Raw genomic sequence first — 16,418 nt, forward strand, 5'->3', positions numbered from 1 at the left:
CAGAGCACCACAGCGCGGGAGATGGAGGTCGTCGGCGAGGCCGCCAACGGCCAGGACGCGGTCGCACTCACCCGCACCCGCCACCCCGACGTCGTCCTCATGGACATCCGCATGCCCTGCACCGACGGCCTCGTCGCCACCACGACCATCTGCGACGACCCGGACCTGGCCGGCACCCGCATCCTCATCCTCACGATGTTCGAGACCGACGAGTACGTGGCCAAGGCGCTGCGGGCCGGCGCCAGCGGCTTCCGTCATCGCCTACCGGACGGGTCTCGTCCAGGCGGCACCTCGCGAGCCGTGCGGACCGGCCGGGGCCGGGCCGTGGCTGAGCCGGGGCCGGGCCACCCACGTCGGCCGAAACGCTGTCCGGCTACTTCAGCTGGTCGAGCGCGTCCTCCCCTCCTTCCACCCACACGCGCAGGTGGGACGGGCGCTCGGCGTCCATGTGCACGGTGTTCGCGGCTATGGCGGTGCGGCGGGCGGCGGCCTCCGGTTCGCCGGTGTTGGTGTTGACGTCGAAGCGGGGGAAGTTGCTGGAGGAGACGTCGAGCCGGATGCGGTGGCCGGCGGCGAAGCGGTTCGCCGTGTCAGGAGCGGTGACCTCGATCTCGTACACCTCGCCGGGAGTGAGTAACTCCGGCTTCTCGTAGGAGCGGTGGAAGCGGCAGCGGGCGATGCCGTCGGTGAGGTTCATGGCGAAGCCGTGCGGATAGTCGGCGTTGGGCGGGTGGACGTCGATCAGCTTGATGGTGAAGTCGGTGTCCGGGGCCGTGGTGGAGATGTGGAGCCTCGCCGACACCGGGCCGGCCAGCACCACGTCCCGCTCCAGGGGCGGGGTGCTGAGGCTGATCACGTCCGGGCGGGAGTCCAGCGGCAGGTACGGCTCGCGCGCCCCGTACACCCGGGCGTCCGGGGCGTTCTGGTCGTACGCCCCGCCGGTCATCACCGGTTCGCCCGAGGTGACCTGGCCTCCCATGGTGGGGACCGGGTGACGCGGGTCGAAGTCGTACGTCACCGACGCGGCGGCCTCGGTGGGCGGGGCGGTGGTGAGGGCGCCGTCGGCGGTGAGGTACAGGGCGACGGGGGCCGTCGACGCCGGCGGCCACCGGGTGTCGGTGCGCCATGCGCCGCCGTGCCGCATCCGCCCTGCCGCGTCCCGCCGGCCGTCGCCTCCGCCCATCAGGAAGTACTGGACGACGGGGAGGTCTTCGCTCGCCGGGCTCCCCCCGCCCGCCCCGTCCTGCCGGCCCAGCGCCCGGTCGAACCAGCGGCGGCGGAACTCCAGGTAGGACGGGGCGAGGTTGCCGTCCAGCGTCGCCCGCGGGCCGAAGTCCACGTCACCGGCGTACGTCTCGCAGCGGTGCCCGTGCGTCCACGGGCCCATGACCAGGTGGGCGGGTGCCGACTTCAGCTCCCGCAGGGCGGTGAAGTTCTCGATGGTGGAGCGGACGTACGGGTCGTACCAGCTGCCCATGTGCAGGCTCGGCGCGTCCGGGAAGCGGTGGTAGAAGCCCCGTCCGTAGATCGCCGGGGTGCGGTAGAAGTCGCCGAACGTGTCCTGCCGCCACTGCTCCAGCAGATAGTCCTCGTACGCCGGCAGGTGCCGCAGCGGCGTGCAGCCCGGCCGCCACGGCATCGCGCCGAACCAGCCGGTCACGTCCACCCGCAGCAGCGCCTCCGCGAGCACCGGGTCCGCGGCGGCCTCCGGGCTCTGCAGCGCGTGCCGCAGTGCCCAGGTCACCTGCTTGAGCTCGAAGGCGCCGCCCATCCGCATGCCCGCGTCGTACGCGGAGGAGAAACCGCCCGAGTCCTGGAACATGGCGGCCAGCCCCGTCGCCCCTTCGGCGGCCGCGGCCGCCTGGACGTGCGCGGAGTAGGACACCCCCGTCATCACCACACTGCCGTCGCACCACGGCTGGTCCCTGATCCAGGCGATCGTGTCCGCCCCGTCCGGGCCCTCGCCGAGGTACTTCACGAACGTTCCCTCGGAGTCGCCGCGGCCCCGGCAGTCCTGCCGTACGACGTGGTAGCGGGCCTCGGTGAAGTACCGGGCGATGTCCTCGGGCCGCGGAACCGGCGCGTCGCCGCGGTCCTGGTCCGAACCGCGCCGCGCGCGCCGCCCGTACGGGGTGCGCTCGAGGAGCACGGGCAGCGCGGGAAGCGCGGCCGCCTCCGGCTCGGGTGAGGCCGTGTACAGGTCGGCGGCGAGACGGATGCCGTCCCGCATGGGGATGCGCAGGGTGCGGCGCCACAGGGCGCCGCCCTGCAGGGGGTCGCACCGGCAGGCGTGGGAGGTGTCGTACGAGGTCACTTCCGTGACGTTAGGCAGCGGACCTGGCCATGGCGATCACTTGACGTCATCAGGTCAACTGTTCCGCCGGACGGTGACGGGACCGGACACGGGACCTACTGTGCAGCGCAACCCGGGAACGCCCCGCGTTCCCCCCGCGGCGGATCATGCCCGGCTCCGGGGCCTTTCCCACCGCTCGCGGCGCAGCCGCGCCATGCCTTCCTTCCGCCCTTCCCCACTCCTCTCCCCGTCCTCACAGGAGGCCGCCATGAGCACAGCCGACAGCCGTACCCGGGAGGTGCGGGCCCCCGAACCCGGTGAGGGGGGCCGTGGCTCACGCCTCCTCGACCTGGTCGAGCGCGCGGGCAACGCGCTGCCCCATCCGTTCTGGCTGTTCTGGATCCTGTGCGGGATCGTCGCCCTGGTCAGCTGGGTGCTGAACGCCTCCGGCCTGCGGGTCGAGGACCCCGCCTCCGGCGACCCGGTGGGCGTACGCAACGCCCTGTCGGCGGCTGCCGTACGGGACCTGATCGCCGGCGCCGAGGAGTCCTTCGTCACCTTCGGACCGCTCGGCACCGTGCTGATGGTGATGCTCGGCGTCGCGGTCGCCGAGCGGTCGGGGCTCTTCGAGGCGCTGGCCCGTCGCATGCTGTCGGGCCTGTCGCCGCGCACGGTCGTCCTGGGCGTGGCGCTGGGCGGCGTGCTGGGGAAGTTCCTGTCCGACTCCGCGTACGTGGTCCTCATCCCGCTCGGGGCGGTGGCCTTCCGCGCCGTGGGCCGCTCCCCCATGCTCGGCATGATCGTCGCGTTCGTCTCCATCAACGCCGCGGGCGACGCCAATCCGCTGATCGCCCCGGGTGACGCGCTGTTCGCCTCCGTGGCCACCGAGGCCGCGCAGCTCGTCGACAAGGACGTGGTGGTCCGCGCGACGGACAACATGTACTTCACCACCGTCTCGGCGTTCGTGCTGGCCGGCACCATCGCCCTGGTCGTGGACAAGATCCTCGCCAGGCGCGAGCACCACCTGGTCCCCGACCCCGACCTGGAGGCCGCCGCCTCCCAGCAGGTGGTCGCCGCCGGGGTCGACGACGCCACCGAGCTGCGGGCCCTGAAGCTGACCGGACTGGCCGTGCTCGGCTACGCCACCCTGGTCGTGCTCGCGATGCTGCCCGGCTCGTCACCGCTGCGCGGAGAGGGGGGCGCGATCGTGGAGTCCACCTTCATGAACGCCATCGCCCTCTTCCTCACCGTCTTCTTCCTGATCGTCGGCGCCGTGTACGGGCGGCTCACCGGGCGGATCAGCGGCAGCCGCGCGATACCGGAGTTCATGGCGGACGGAGTGCGCTCCATCGCACCGCTGCTGGTGCTCTTCTTCGCCGTGTCCCAGTTCCTCGCCCTGTTCAAGTGGACCAACATCGCCACGGTCGTCGCGGTCGAGGGCGCGGACTTCCTCCGCGGGCTGGGCGCGCCCACCCTGGTGCTGTTCACGCTGCTGATCGTCGCGGTCGCACTGATGAACCTGCTCATCACGTCCGGCTCCGCCCTGTGGACCCTGGTCGCCCCGGCGCTGGTGCCGATGCTCATGCTGCTCGGCACCAGCCCGGCCACCACCATGGCGCTCTACCGCATCGCCGACTCCTGCACGAACTCCATCACCCCGATGAGCACCTCGTTCATGCTCTGTGTCGGCTACCTGCAGACCCTGCGCCGCAAGGCCGGCATCGGCACCCTGGTGTCGTTCACCCTGCCCGTCGCCATGATCATGCTGGCGGTCTGGGTCCTGCTGTTCTTCACCTGGTACCTGCTGGGCATCCCGCTCGGTCCGGGCGCGCCCGTGCGGTGAGTTCCGGCCGTACGCTGACGGCGTGAGCATCGTGCTCGACCTCGGAGGACTCGGCCCCGCGGACCTCGCGGCCGGGCCCTCCGCGCTGTCGGAGCTGATGGCGAGCCTGCATGTGCTCGCCGAGCCCGAGCACCACCCGGAGGCCGCCGGCTGGGCGGCCCGCGCCGCCACGGCGGGACCCGAGCTGCACGACGAGTTGTCCGCGTTCGCCCCCTTGTGGGCCCGCTACCGCTGCCGTCTGTTCTTCCCCCTCACGGTGCCGCTCGCGGCGGGCCTGGACGAGGAGCTCGCCGCGATCGCGGCGCTGCCGGCCGAGGACTTCCTTCAGCTGGTGGCGCCCGGTGTCCTGGGCACCAACGCGCAGCCCGCGCCGCCGGCCCGCGACCTGCGCGCCGGCACGGCGGCCGCCGAGGACTACGTACGCCGCTGCCTGCGCCGCTCCTACGCCCGCGGTGAGCTGGCGCGTCAGCTGGTGGCGGCACCGCTGGAGCTGCGGGACCGGCTGCTGGCGGTGCTGCGGGCCGCCGACACCGCGTTCTTCGCCGAGCACTGGCGCGCCCTGCGCCCGCCCCTGGAGGACCACGCCCGGGAGGTACGCCGCCGGCTGGCCCTCCGCTCGCCCGTGGAGGTGCTCGCCGAGCTGCTGCCGACCGCGGCGCGGGTCGGGCCGGGGGAACGGATTCGGCTGGACAAGCTGCAGATCGACGAGGTGAGGGTGGCCCCGCGTCCCCTCGTCCTCGTCCCGTCCGCCCGGGTGTGGCCCCATCTGACGGTCAAGAACGAGCACCCGTCGTGCGTGGTGGTCCAGTACGCGGCGCGCGGCACCACCCCGGCCGGGGAGCTGACCCTGCGGGACCTGCACCACCGGCTGATGGCGCTGACCTCGCCCGCCCGGATGGAGCTGTGCCGCCATCTGCTGGGCGAGCCCATCACCACCTCGGAGCTCGCCGCCCGGCTCGGCTCCACCGAACCACAGGTCTCCCGCGCCCTGCGGACCCTGCGCGAGGCGGGCCTGGTGCGTTCCACCCGGGACGGCAAGCTGGTCCGGCACCGGCTCGCCACGGACGTCATCCAGCGGCTGGGCCAGGATGTCCTGGCGACGGTGGCACGGTGAGCCGACAGGTCAGTTGTAGACGTTGAGTTCTGCGACTGACCACCAACTGCGGGCGACGTCACCGGTGTTGACGATCTTGATGTACCGGCCGTCTGTGTCGGGAAGGAGATCAGGTGACTCGCCGGCCGTCCGCGAGACCCGTACCGGAACAATCGCGCCCGGACCGTTGACGCACCGGCCGGACTGCGCCTCATAATCGGGCACTCGATGTCATCGCTGACACACGTCAACGATGACATCCCGGGTCGGCTGCCTGGACGACGGCGCCGGCCCGGGACGTCACTTTTCGGTCCGTCCGCGCCAGGGTCGCTGTCACGGCTGCGCGGACGCCGGCGGGACAAGGAGACATTTTGAGCTCTGTACGCGTATCCCGGCATGCCCGCATGCGGTTGGCGGCGGCGGTGGCAACGGTCTGCGCCCTGTCCGCGGCGCCGCTCGCCCCCCAGGCCGTCGCCGCCGACACCCCGGCGTACACCGAGACCTACAGGCCCCAGTTCCACTTCACTCCGGAGAAGAACTGGATGAACGACCCCAACGGTCTCGTGTACTACAAGGGCGAGTACCACCTCTTCTACCAGTACAACCCGAACGGCAACTCCTGGGGCGACATGTCCTGGGGGCACGCGGTGAGCACGGACCTCGTGCACTGGAAGGAGCTGCCGCTCGCCCTGTCGCACGACGACGAGGAGATGGTCTTCTCCGGCAGCGCGGTCGTCGACTGGAACAACACCACCGGGTTCGGCACGAAGAAGAACCCGCCGATGGTGGCGATCTACACCAGCGCCTACAAGAACGGCGGCAAGCAGGCCCAGTCGCTCGCCTACAGCACCGACCGGGGCCGCACCTGGACCAAGTACCAGGGCAATCCCGTCATCGACATCGGCTCCACCAACTTCCGCGATCCCAAGGTCCAGTGGTACGAGCCGACGAAGAGCTGGCTGATGACCGTGTCGCTGTCCGCCGAGCACAAGGTGCGGTTCTACTCCTCGAAGAACCTCAAGGACTGGGACCTGCTCAGCGATTTCGGGCCGGCCGGCGCGACGGGCGGCGTGTGGGAGTGCCCCGACCTGTTCCCCCTCGCGGTCGACGGGGACCCGGACAACATCAAGTGGGTCCTGGTCGTCAACATCAACCCCGGTGGTATCGCGGGCGGTTCGGCCGCCCAGTACTTCATCGGCGACTTCGACGGCAAGAAGTTCACCGCCGAGGACAAGGGCACCTACACCCCGCCCAGCGGCACGGTGACGCAGGACTTCGAGGGCACCGGCTTCGGTTCGTGGACGGCCACCGGGACCGCGTTCGGCCAGGGGCCCGCGGCCGGTGCGGTGGACGGGCAGGGAGAGGTCTCCGGCTTCGAGGGCAAGGGCCTCGCCAACAGCTTCCACAGCGGCGACGGCAGCACCGGCACCCTCACCTCGCCGGAGTTCACCGTCGACAGCCCCTACCTGAACTTCAAGATCGGCGGCGGGCGGCATCCTCACGAGGCCGGAACCGTCATGGAGCAGACCCCGCCCGAGGGGACCGTCCTCGCCGACTTCGAAGGCGGAACCTACGGCGACTGGACGAAGACCGGGGACGCCTTCGGCACCGCACCGGCCAAGGGGACCCTGCCCGACCAGCAGCAGGTCTCCGGATATCTGGGCAGCGGCCTGGTCAACACCTTCCTGAACGGTGACTCCACCACCGGCACCCTCACCTCGCCCGAGTTCACCATCGACAAGAAGTACGTCAACTTCCTCATCGGCGGCGGCCGCCACCCCGCCGGCTCCGACAACCCGACCGCCGTCGAACTCCTCGTCGACGGCAAGGTGGTACGCACCGCCACCGGACAGGACGCCGAGGCGCTCAACTGGGCTTCCTGGGACGTCGGCGACCTCGCCGGAAAAAAGGCGCGGATCAGGATCGTCGACGACAACACCGGCGGCTGGGGCCACATCAACGTCGACCACATCGTGCTCTCCGACAGCAAGGCGCAGCCCGTCTCCCGGGAGACGTCCGTCAACCTGATCGTCGACGGCAAGGTCGTGGGCAGCGCCACCGGCTCCGACAGCGAGACCCTGGACTGGGCGTCCTTCACCACACGCCCCTACCTCGGCAAGAAGGCGCGGATCCAGATCGTCGACATGAACACCGGCGGCTGGGGCCATGTCCTCGCCGACCAGTTCACCGCCGCCGACGCCCCCGCCAAGTCCGTCCTGCAGCGCGCCGACTGGGCCGACTACGGCAAGGACTACTACGCGGCGGTGTCCTGGGAGAACGCGCCGGGCGGCAAGCGGTACATGATCGGCTGGATGAACAACTGGGACTACGGCGGCTCCGTCCCCACCTCCCCCTGGCGCGGCGCCCAGAGCATCCCGCGCGAGATGGCCCTGCGTACGGTCGACGGCCGCGTCCGGCTGACCAGCACGCCGGTGAACAGCGTGAAGTCCCTGCGGCAGAACCAGGCGGCGACCGCGACCGGTGTCACCGTCAAGAACACCACACAGCGCCTCATCGGCCCCTCGGCCAAGGGCAGGGCCCTCGACATCGAGGCCACCTTCTCCCTCAAGGACGCCGAACGCTTCGGCCTGAAGGTCCGCACCGGCGCCGACGGCGAGGAGACCGTCATCGGCTACGACGCCACGGCCCAGGAGCTGTACGTCGACCGCACCCGCTCCGGCGCCGTGGACTTCAACAGCACCTTCCCCGGCGTCCAGACCGCCCCCCTGAAGCCCAGGAACGGCAAGGTCAAGCTGCGGATCCTCGTCGACTGGTCGTCCGTCGAGGTCTTCGGCGGCAGCGGCGAGGCGGTGATCACCGACCAGATCTTCCCCGACCCGTCCAGCACCGGCGTCGACGTCTTCGCCGAGGCCGGCACCGCCAGGCTCGACCACCTGCGGGCGTGGCAGCTGAAGTCCGTCTGGCGGTGACGCGCCACCGGTGCTCAACGCCCGCTACGGGCGCGTGGCCAGCGGGTCGAGGAACGTCAGCACGGAGGCGTCCTCCTCGATCAGCGGGGTCAGGGCGGCGTTGAACGGGGCGCCGTACGGGGCGTCCAGGTGTGCCTTGAAGGCGTCCTCGTCCCGGTAGACCTCGAAGATCCAGTACGCGCGCGGGCTCGCCGCCTTGGTGTAGACGTCGAAGGCCAGGTTCCCTTCCTCCTCGCGCACCTTCAGGGCGTAGTCCTGGATCAGGCGGGCGACCTCGTCCTCAGTTCCCTGACGGGCGGTGAACTCGGCGAGCAGGGTTTTCGTCACGGTGTGCCGTCCTTGTCGGTGAGTGGGGTCCAGGTACCGGCCGAGCTCGGTGTCATCGTTGACTTGTGTCAGCGATGACACCGAGCGTTCCGACAATGAAGCGCAATCCGGCCGGTGCGTCAACGGTCCGGCGGCACGCCGGCAGAACCGGGCAGTTCGCGACGCGGTCGGTGGCTGTTGCACCTGTCGGACGGTCACCGACGTTGCCGATTTGTGACGGGTTCAAGGCATTGACGTTGCCGGGATCCGGAGTCCATCATCCTCGCCATGCGGTGTCAACGATGACATGAGTCAACGCTGACATCCCGGGCGGCATGCGTCTGAACCCGCCCCCGTGCCGTCCGCTATCCCACAGGAGTCGATCATGTCTCGCACCACTCGCCTGTCCTCCTCCCTCCTCAGAGCAGCCGCCGTCACGGGCGTCGCGGCCCTCACCCTGACGGCCTGCGGATCCGGTTCCGGTTCCGGGTCGGGTTCGTCCAGCGCCGGTTCGGGCGACGTCAAGGTCGGCCTGATCACCAAGACCGAGACCAACCCGTTCTTCGTGAAGATGAAGGAGGGCGCCGAGAAGGCCGCCAAGGACGAGGGCGTCAAGCTCCTGACCGCGGCCGGCAAGTTCGACGGCGACAACGCCGGTCAGGTCACCGCCCTCGAGAACATGGTGGCCGCCGGTGCGAAGGGCATCCTGATCACGCCGAGCGACTCCAAGGCGATCGTGCCCGCGATCGAGAAGGCCCGCGCCAAGGGTGTCCTGGTCATCGCCCTCGACACCCCGACCGAGCCGGAGAGCGCGGTCGACGCCCTCTTCGCCACGGACAACCTCAAGGCCGGCGAGCTGATCGGCGAGTACGCCAAGGCGGCCATGAAGGGCAAGTCGGCGAAGATAGCCACCCTCGACCTCGCGCCGGGCATCTCCGTCGGCGTCCAGCGCCACGACGGCTTCCTGAAGGGCTTCGGCGCCACCGACAAGGACGTCGTCTGCGCCCAGGACACCGGCGGCGACCAGGCCAAGGGCCAGACGGCGATGGAGAACTGCCTGCAGAAGGCGCCCGGCATCAACGTCGTCTACACCATCAACGAACCCGCCGCCCTGGGCGCGTACACCGCGCTCAAGGCCAAGGGCCGGGAGAAGGACGTCCTGATCGTCTCCGTCGACGGCGGCTGCACCGGCACCCAGGCGGTCAAGGACGGCAAGATCGCCGCCACCTCGCAGCAGTACCCGCTGAAGATGGCCGCCGAGGGCGTCAAGGCCGTCGTGACGTACGCCAAGGACGGCAAGAAGGCGTCCGGTTACACCGACACGGGCGTCACCCTGATCACCGACAAGGCGCAGGACGGGGTCACGTCGAAGGACACGGCCTACGGCCTGGAGAACTGCTGGGGCTGAGCCGCCCCCAGGACCGTACGAGACCCGCCACTCCCCTCAGCGGGGCGGCCGGCCCCCGCGACTCCCCGACCCGCGGGGACGGCCGCCCCCCTTGTCCCGCGACCTGTCCCGGCGATCCGTCCCAGTGACCTGTCCCGGTGACGTGCCCCAGCGACAAGGTTCTCTGTCTTCCCACAAGGACTCCGCATGACAGCCACGTCCACGCCCCCGAGCACCTCCTCGCCGTACTCGGAGCTCAAGGCGCCGACCACGGCCCGCAGACTGCTCACGCAACCGACCACCGGCCCCCTGGCCGCGCTCCTCCTGGCCTGCGTCTTCTTCTCCTTCTCGACCGACCAGTTCCTCACGGGCGGCAACTTCTCGCTGATCGTGCAGCAGGTCATGGTCGTCGGCACCCTCGCCATCGGCCAGACCCTGATCATCCTCACCGCGGGCATCGACCTGTCGTGCGGTGCCGTGATGGCGTTCGGCAGCATCATGATCGCCAAGATGGCGGCCGAGGGTTCCCTGCCCCCGCTCGCCGCCATCGCCCTCGGCCTGGTCGTCTGCGGGGGCTTCGGGCTGCTCAACGGGCTGCTGGTGCAGAAGATCCCGCTGCCGCCGTTCATCGTCACCCTCGGCATGCTCAACGTGGCGTTCGCGCTGACCCACATCTACTCCGAGGAGCAGACGGTCACCAACCTGCCCGGCCCGCTGACGGCCCTCGGGCAGACCTTCCCGCTCGGCAGGACGGACATCACCTACGGCTCCCTGGTCACCATCGCCCTCTTCCTCCTCCTCGCCTACGCGCTGAGCAGCACCAGTTGGGGCCGGCACGTCTACGCCCTGGGCAACAGCCAGGAAGCGGCGCGGCTCAACGGCATCCGCACCTCCCGCCTGACCATCGGCGTCTACACCGCGGCCGGGCTGCTGTACGGCATCGCCGCCCTGCTGCTGATCTCGCGCACCGGGGTCGGCGACCCGCAGGCCGGGCAGACCGACAACCTCGACAGCATCACCGCGGTGGTCCTCGGCGGCACCAGCCTCTTCGGCGGACGCGGCTCGGTCCTCGGCACCTTCATCGGCGTCCTCATCGTCGGTGTCTTCCGCAACGGCCTGCAGCTGATGGGCGTCGCCTCCATCTACCAGACCCTGATCACCGGTGTCCTGGTGATCCTCGCGGTGACCGTCGACCAGATCTCCCGGAAGAAGGCCCGATGAGCGCCACCACCTCCCCCACCCCTGTCCTGCAGGCCCGCGGTCTGGTCAAGCGCTACGGGCATGTCACCGCCATCGACGGCGCCGACTTCGACCTGCTGCCCGGCGAGGTCCTCGCCGTCATCGGCGACAACGGCGCCGGCAAGACCAGCCTCATCAAGGCCCTCACCGGTGCGGTGGTCCCCGACGCCGGCGAGATACGCCTCAACGGTGAGCCCATCACGTTCTCCGGCCCGCAGAGCGCCCGCGCCCACGGCATCGAGACGGTCTATCAGGACCTCGCCGTGGCCGCGTCCATGGACATCGCCTCCAACATGTTCCTCGGCCGCGAGCTGCGCCGCCCCGGTCCCCTCGGCAGTGTCTTCCGCATGCTGGACAAGAAGCGCATGCGCGAGGAGGCCGCCGAGCACATGGCCGACCTGAAGATCGGGCTCCGCTCGCTCACGCAGTCGGTCGAGACCCTCTCGGGCGGCCAGCGGCAGGCCGTCGCCGTCGCCCGCGCCGTCGCCTGGGCCCGCAGCGTCGTCGTCATGGACGAGCCCACCGCCGCCCTCGGCGTCAAGGAGTCCGGCCAGGTCCTGGACCTCATCCGCCGGGTCCGGGACAAGGGCATGCCGGTCGTCCTGATCAGCCACAACATGCCCCACGTCTTCGAGATCGCCGATCGTATCCACGTCCACCGGCTCGGCCGGCGCGCCGCCGTGATCAAGCCGTCCGACTACTCCATGGCCGAGGTCGTCGCCATCATGACCGGCGCGCTCACCGTCGACGAGGCCGGAGCTACTGTCGTAGCGGATTCCGAGGCCGCGAAGGCCGCCGGAGTACAGGCCACCTGACAGCACAATCCCGCTCTCACGGTTTCCGGCCGGGGCCACGGCCGGAACCGGGAGCTCACAGGAGACGGTATCCCCTCATGGCAGCGAACCGCCGCCCCACCCTCGCCGACGTCGCCCAGGAGGTCGGCGTCAGCGCCAAGACGGTCTCGCGCGTCCTCAACGAGGACGGACCCGTCTCGGCGCGGACACGGGAACAGGTACTCGCCGCGGTGGCCAAGCTGGGCTTCCAGCCGAACCTGATGGCCCGCAACATCCGTGTCGGCGGCCCCGACACCACCGTCGGACTGGTCATCCCCGACCTCGCCAACCCCTTCTTCGGCGCCGTGGCCCGGAGCATCGAGGACACCGTCCGCGACCGCGGACTGACCCTGCTCATGGGGTCGTCCGCGGACGACCCCGACCGCGAACGCGCCCTGACGGACACGTTCCTCGCCCGCCGCATCAGCATCCTGATCGTCGTGCCGTCGGTCGGCGCCGACCACTCCCACCTCGCGTCGCACCGCGGGGCCGGGCTCCCCGTCGTCTTCCTCGACCGCCCGGGAGCCGGCCTGTCCACGGACAGCATCGTCAGCTCCAACCGCGCGGGGGCCCACCACGGCGTCACCCACCTGATCGCCCACGGACACCGCCGTATCGGCTTCGTCGGCGACCTGCCCGTCGAGCTGTACACGCGCCGCGAACGCCTCGCCGGATACCGCGCGGCCCTGCGGGAAGCCGGCATCCCCTACGACCGCTCCCTGGTCACCGACGCCCACGACCAGCAGGGGGCCGAGGCGGCGACCTCCCGCCTGCTCGAACTGGCCGATCCCCCCACGGCCCTGTTCGCCGGCAACAACATCATGGCGCTCGGGATCGTCGCCGAACTCGCCCGCGGCAAGCGCAAGGACGTCGCCGTCGTCGCCTTCGACGACGTGGCACTCGCCGAGGCCCTCGAACCGGCCCTGACCGTCGTCGCGCAGGACCCCGAGGAAATCGGCCGCAGCGCCGCGGCCACCGCCCTGGCCCGCCTCGACGGCGACCGCTCCCGGGCCCGCACCGTCACCGTTCCCACCCGCCTGCTCGTCCGGGGCTCGGGCGAGCAGACCGCGCCCGAGCGGTAGGCAGACGCCCTACCAGGAGTGGGCGACGTCCACCACGAGCTTGTCGGACAGCTGGGTCACCTTGAACGGCAGGCGCGCGCGCACGCCCACGCCGACCTTGGTGTGGCCCTCGAAGCTGCCGCCGAACCTGGTGTCGCGGAAGGTGGTGTAGCCCGTCAGGTCCACGCCCGGCAGCGGCTGCTTCACCTTGCCCGGATAGGTCACCGTCTGGTTCTCCCGGTCGTAGGAGTCCGCGATGACGCGGACCTCCAGGATCGCGCCGCCGGACACCGGGATGGGGTCCCCGCTGCCCTCCTGCCCGAAGTCGTCGACGTACTGGACGTAGTAGCCGAGCCGGCTGGTGCTGCCCGCGGGGATGTCGAAGACGATGCGGTCGTAGCAGTCGTGGCGGCCCGTCCTGATGTTGGTCAGGAACGCGGGCGCGCTGTTGCTCTCCGTCTTCGGCAGGCTGCCCCAGCCGGTCGCGCAGGCAGCCGCCGTCGTGCCCGCGCTCCCCTCGGCGTACGCGGTCGGAGCCGCCACCACCAGGGACAGGCCCACCGTAGCGGTCACGGCGAGTAACGCCCCGCGTGATGCCTTACGCATGTTTCCTCCACAGTGGAACTAGGTGATCGGTATGGCGCTCCTCTAGATGACGGCGACAGGCGCTTGGTTGTGTGCGGAGAGAGGGCTTTCGATGGGAGAGGCGAAGAGAGAGGGCATCGCGGTCCCCGTCCGCTCGGCCCGGGGCGCCGCCGCTCGAGGGAGACAGACCGGTATGCCGCCGAGGGGCAGCCTGAGCGCCATGTCGCGCCGCCTCCTGGCTCTGCCGTGGATACACACGGCGTACGACGCCGCGCTCGCGGTGCTGGTGGCCGTCATGGCGTCAGGCTCACACTACGACCCGGTGTTCGACCAGCTCATCGGCTGTGCGATGGCCCTGGCGCTGATGTTCCGCCGGCACCGGCCGATGACGGTGATGGTGGTGGTCTCGGGTCTCGCGCTGGTCCAGCACGTGCTGGGGTCCACCCCGCTCGCGTCCGGCGTGGCGCTGCTCATCGCGATGGTTTCGGTGGTCGCCCATGCCCAACCGATGCGGCATGTCTACGCGGCGGGTGCGGTCGTACTGCTGGGCGTGACGGCGACGTTCGGCGGGTTCCCGCCCTTCGGCGGGCGGTCGGGCGAGAGCGTCGGCGACATCGTCGCCATCGGTGGTGTCTGTGCGGCCCTGTGGCTGACCGCCATGGTGCTGCGGACACGCCGGCTGTACGCGGCCGGCCTGGAAGAGAGGGCCGCCACAGCCGAACGGGAGCGTGAGCACCTGGTACGGCTCGCGGCGGCCGAGGAACGTGCGGAGATCGCCAGGGAGTTGCACGACGTGGTGGCCCACAGCCTGGCGGTGATGATCCTTCAGGCCGACGGGGCCGGATACGCCCTCAAGTCGGACCCCGACAAGGCGGGCACCGCGCTGCGGGCGATCGCCGACACCGGCCGCGAGGCGCTGGAGGACATGCACCGGATCGTGCGGGTGCTGCGCGGCGGCCGGACCTCCGGCCAGGGCGAGGACCCGGACACGGACACCGGTCGTCGCCGGATCTCGCTGGACGACCTGGAGACGGTGGCCGAGCGCGCCCGCGCCGCGGGGCTGAAGGTGGACCTGGTCGTCGAGGGTGAGCGGGGCGGGCTGTCGACGGCGGACGAGCTGACCGTGTTGCGGATCGTCCAGGAGAGCCTGACCAACGTGCTGCGGCATGCCGGTCCCGGCGCGGAGGTGACGATCAGCCTGCGGTTCGGCAAGGACGTCGTCCTGATCCGTGTGGTCGACGACGGAGCCGGCAAGCTGGCCGGCTCCCGGGACGCGGCGGACAGGGTCAGCGGTGGGAACGGGCTGGTGGGCATGCGCGAGCGTGTGGAGGTGTCCGGCGGCAGTTTCAGCGCCGGGCCGCGGCTGGGCGCGGGATGGCAGGTCGACGCGGAGCTTCCGGTGCGGGAGCTCCCCATGAGGACGACGGGGTGACGGAGCGGATGACTGGGGACCGGATGGCTGGAGACCGGACGGCTGGAGACCGGACGGCTGGAGACCGGACGGCTGACGGGACGACCGACCCAGCCTCCGGCGAAGCTCCTGACGGGGTGAAGGGTCCCGGCGGGCCGATCCGTGTCGTCGTGGTGGACGACCAGCCGCTGATCCGGGCCGGGTTCGCGATGGTGCTGGCCGCGCAGAGCGACATCGAGGTCGTCGGCGAGGCGGAGAACGGCGCTGACGCGCTGAAGTTGCTGGCGGGCACCGCGGCCGATGTCGTCATCATGGACATCCGGATGCCCGTCATGGACGGGGTCGAGGCGACCGAGCGACTGGGCCGGCTCCCCGGGGCGCCCCGGGTTCTGGTGCTGACCACCTTCGACACCGACGAGGACGCCTTCGCCGCGCTGCAGGCCGGAGCGAGTGGCTTCCTGCTGAAGAACACCCCGCCCGAGGACGTCGTGACGGCGATCCGTGTCGTGGCGGCCGGTGAGTCCGTCGTGGCCCCGCGCGTCACCCGCCAGCTTCTGGACCGGTTCGCCGGCAGGCTGGCGCCCTCGGCCCGCCATGACGAGCGGCTGGACCAGTTGACCACGCGTGAGCGAGAGGTGCTGGAGCTGGTCGCCGAAGGGCTGTCCAACGCCGAGATCGCCTCCCGTCTGTTCATCGCGGAGGCGACCGTGAAGACGCACTTCGGGAAGATCCTCACCAAACTGGACCTGCGGGACCGGGTGCAGGCCGTCATCTTCGCCTACGACTCGGGGCTCGTGGCCCCCGCGGGCTGACCGGCCGTCAGCCGGAGGAGGCCGGACTGCGACTGTGGTCGTAGTCCCGCCCTCCCCTCCTGGTCGCAAGCGCGGGACGCGGAGATCAGGTTCTGAACCGATGTGCCGCGACGCCAGTTCTTCGAGAATCAATCCCGCTGATCGAAAAACAGCTTCGGAATGATTCTCGGAGGGCATCATGAGCACTGTTTCCGCGTCGAACCGGACGAAGAACGCCGTACTGTTCGGCGCCATCGCGGCGGTGGTTCTCGTGGCGGCAGCGGTCGCCGGAAACTACTGGTGGACGGAGCACAAGAGGCCCAGCCAGGCGTCCAGGGCCGACTGCGCGCTGGCGCAGCAGCTCGTCGACGCCGCGAAGGAAATCCCCAGCGACAGGGCCGGCATCGACAAGTGGGAGAAGACCCTCCAGCAGGGCAGGAAGCAGCTCAAGGACGGATACCTCGCCTCCAACATCTCGAACTACCACGGCATGGCGGCCACGAACGCGAGGGGCGAGGGAACTCCGACCAAAAAGAAGCTGACGCAAGTGTCGGACAAGGCCAACGAGCACTGCGCGGACGCGCTTGTCGTGATCACATTCCCTCCGCTTTCCTCCTGACCTTTCGCAGAAATGAGTATTCATCTC

14 protein-coding genes and 1 pseudogene are annotated in these 16,418 nt (G+C 70.4%); 11 read left to right on the forward strand and 4 right to left on the reverse strand.

Going from position 1 to position 16,418, the window contains the following annotated elements; all coding sequences use genetic code 11:
- Positions 1 to 21 precede the first annotated feature (21 nt).
- Positions 22 to 252: pseudogene (locus tag ACZ49J_RS33890) on the forward strand (response regulator); the annotation flags it as partial.
- Positions 253 to 373: 121 nt separating this feature from the next.
- Here the strand turns inward: ACZ49J_RS33890 and ACZ49J_RS33895 are convergent.
- On the reverse strand, positions 374 to 2,314 hold the full coding sequence (locus tag ACZ49J_RS33895; RefSeq protein ID WP_467454337.1) for a CocE/NonD family hydrolase: 1,941 nt from the start codon (positions 2,312 to 2,314) through the stop codon (positions 374 to 376).
- Between the two features lie 247 nt (positions 2,315 to 2,561).
- Here ACZ49J_RS33895 and ACZ49J_RS33900 point away from each other — a divergent pair, with 247 nt between their 5' ends.
- Together ACZ49J_RS33900 and ACZ49J_RS33905 are read left to right on the forward strand one after the other, a co-directional pair.
- The gene (locus tag ACZ49J_RS33900; protein ID WP_467454338.1) at positions 2,562 to 4,136 is read left to right on the forward strand and encodes an AbgT family transporter; all 1,575 of its coding nucleotides are present in this window, start codon (positions 2,562 to 2,564) and stop codon (positions 4,134 to 4,136) included.
- A gap of 22 nt (positions 4,137 to 4,158) precedes the next feature.
- On the forward strand, positions 4,159 to 5,250 hold the full coding sequence (locus tag ACZ49J_RS33905; RefSeq protein WP_467454339.1) for an ArsR/SmtB family transcription factor: 1,092 nt from the start codon (positions 4,159 to 4,161) through the stop codon (positions 5,248 to 5,250).
- Between the two features lie 9 nt (positions 5,251 to 5,259).
- Here ACZ49J_RS33905 and ACZ49J_RS33910 read toward each other — a convergent pair whose 3' ends face one another.
- Positions 5,260 to 5,454, reverse strand: coding sequence for a hypothetical protein (locus ACZ49J_RS33910; protein ID WP_467454340.1), 195 nt, complete (start codon positions 5,452 to 5,454; stop codon positions 5,260 to 5,262).
- 146 nt (positions 5,455 to 5,600) lie between these two features.
- Between ACZ49J_RS33910 and ACZ49J_RS33915 the strand changes: the two genes are divergently transcribed.
- The gene (locus ACZ49J_RS33915) at positions 5,601 to 8,159 is read left to right on the forward strand and encodes a GH32 C-terminal domain-containing protein (RefSeq protein WP_467454342.1); all 2,559 of its coding nucleotides are present in this window, start codon (positions 5,601 to 5,603) and stop codon (positions 8,157 to 8,159) included.
- A gap of 24 nt (positions 8,160 to 8,183) precedes the next feature.
- On the opposite strand, the gene ACZ49J_RS33920 is transcribed toward ACZ49J_RS33915, so the two are convergent.
- The gene (locus ACZ49J_RS33920) at positions 8,184 to 8,486 is read right to left on the reverse strand and encodes a putative quinol monooxygenase (protein ID WP_467454343.1); all 303 of its coding nucleotides are present in this window, start codon (positions 8,484 to 8,486) and stop codon (positions 8,184 to 8,186) included.
- 364 nt (positions 8,487 to 8,850) lie between these two features.
- Between ACZ49J_RS33920 and ACZ49J_RS33925 the strand changes: the two genes are divergently transcribed.
- The 4 genes from ACZ49J_RS33925 (at position 8,851) to ACZ49J_RS33940 (ending at position 13,006) form a co-directional block, all read left to right on the forward strand.
- Positions 8,851 to 9,873, forward strand: a complete 1,023-nt coding sequence (locus ACZ49J_RS33925; RefSeq protein WP_467454344.1) for a substrate-binding domain-containing protein — start codon at positions 8,851 to 8,853, stop codon at positions 9,871 to 9,873.
- Positions 9,874 to 10,059: 186 nt separating this feature from the next.
- A complete protein-coding gene (locus ACZ49J_RS33930; RefSeq protein WP_467454345.1) occupies positions 10,060 to 11,073 on the forward strand; it encodes an ABC transporter permease in 1,014 nt (337 codons plus the stop codon).
- The gene (locus tag ACZ49J_RS33935; protein ID WP_467454346.1) at positions 11,070 to 11,906 is read left to right on the forward strand and encodes an ATP-binding cassette domain-containing protein; all 837 of its coding nucleotides are present in this window, start codon (positions 11,070 to 11,072) and stop codon (positions 11,904 to 11,906) included. Before ACZ49J_RS33930 ends, ACZ49J_RS33935 begins: the two co-directional genes overlap by 4 nt.
- Before the next feature lie 77 nt (positions 11,907 to 11,983).
- The gene (locus ACZ49J_RS33940; protein ID WP_467454347.1) at positions 11,984 to 13,006 is read left to right on the forward strand and encodes a LacI family DNA-binding transcriptional regulator; all 1,023 of its coding nucleotides are present in this window, start codon (positions 11,984 to 11,986) and stop codon (positions 13,004 to 13,006) included.
- A 9-nt stretch (positions 13,007 to 13,015) separates the two neighbouring features.
- Here the strand turns inward: ACZ49J_RS33940 and ACZ49J_RS33945 are convergent, their stop codons facing one another.
- Positions 13,016 to 13,591, reverse strand: coding sequence for an AMIN-like domain-containing (lipo)protein (locus ACZ49J_RS33945; RefSeq protein WP_467454348.1), 576 nt, complete (start codon positions 13,589 to 13,591; stop codon positions 13,016 to 13,018).
- A gap of 199 nt (positions 13,592 to 13,790) precedes the next feature.
- Here ACZ49J_RS33945 and ACZ49J_RS33950 point away from each other — a divergent pair, with 199 nt between their 5' ends.
- The 3 genes from ACZ49J_RS33950 (at position 13,791) to ACZ49J_RS33960 (ending at position 16,391) form a co-directional block, all read left to right on the forward strand.
- Positions 13,791 to 15,002 carry a sensor histidine kinase gene (locus tag ACZ49J_RS33950; RefSeq protein ID WP_467454349.1) on the forward strand — a complete coding sequence of 404 codons (1,212 nt, stop codon included), beginning with the start codon at positions 13,791 to 13,793 and terminating at the stop codon, positions 15,000 to 15,002.
- A gap of 116 nt (positions 15,003 to 15,118) precedes the next feature.
- Positions 15,119 to 15,793, forward strand: a complete 675-nt coding sequence (locus tag ACZ49J_RS33955) for a response regulator (RefSeq protein WP_467454350.1) — start codon at positions 15,119 to 15,121, stop codon at positions 15,791 to 15,793.
- A gap of 178 nt (positions 15,794 to 15,971) precedes the next feature.
- Positions 15,972 to 16,391, forward strand: a complete 420-nt coding sequence (locus ACZ49J_RS33960; RefSeq protein ID WP_467454351.1) for a hypothetical protein — start codon at positions 15,972 to 15,974, stop codon at positions 16,389 to 16,391.
- The last annotated feature ends 27 nt before the right edge of the window (positions 16,392 to 16,418 follow it).

Source organism: Streptomyces sp. NPDC030840, assembly GCF_055572015.1.

Excerpts from the sequence above, each read along its gene's own strand:
- ACZ49J_RS33900 (WP_467454338.1), top strand. The coding sequence starts at position 2,562 with ATGAGCACAGCCGACAGCCGTACCCGGGAGGTGCGGGCCCCCGAACCC.
- ACZ49J_RS33925 (WP_467454344.1), top strand. The coding sequence starts at position 8,851 with ATGTCTCGCACCACTCGCCTGTCCTCCTCCCTCCTCAGAGCAGCCGCC.
- ACZ49J_RS33930 (WP_467454345.1), top strand. The coding sequence starts at position 10,060 with ATGACAGCCACGTCCACGCCCCCGAGCACCTCCTCGCCGTACTCGGAG.
- ACZ49J_RS33935 (WP_467454346.1), top strand. The coding sequence starts at position 11,070 with ATGAGCGCCACCACCTCCCCCACCCCTGTCCTGCAGGCCCGCGGTCTG.
- ACZ49J_RS33940 (WP_467454347.1), top strand. The coding sequence starts at position 11,984 with ATGGCAGCGAACCGCCGCCCCACCCTCGCCGACGTCGCCCAGGAGGTC.
- ACZ49J_RS33945 (WP_467454348.1), bottom strand. The coding sequence starts at position 13,591 with ATGCGTAAGGCATCACGCGGGGCGTTACTCGCCGTGACCGCTACGGTG.
- ACZ49J_RS33950 (WP_467454349.1), top strand. The coding sequence starts at position 13,791 with ATGTCGCGCCGCCTCCTGGCTCTGCCGTGGATACACACGGCGTACGAC.
- ACZ49J_RS33960 (WP_467454351.1), top strand. The coding sequence starts at position 15,972 with ATGAGCACTGTTTCCGCGTCGAACCGGACGAAGAACGCCGTACTGTTC.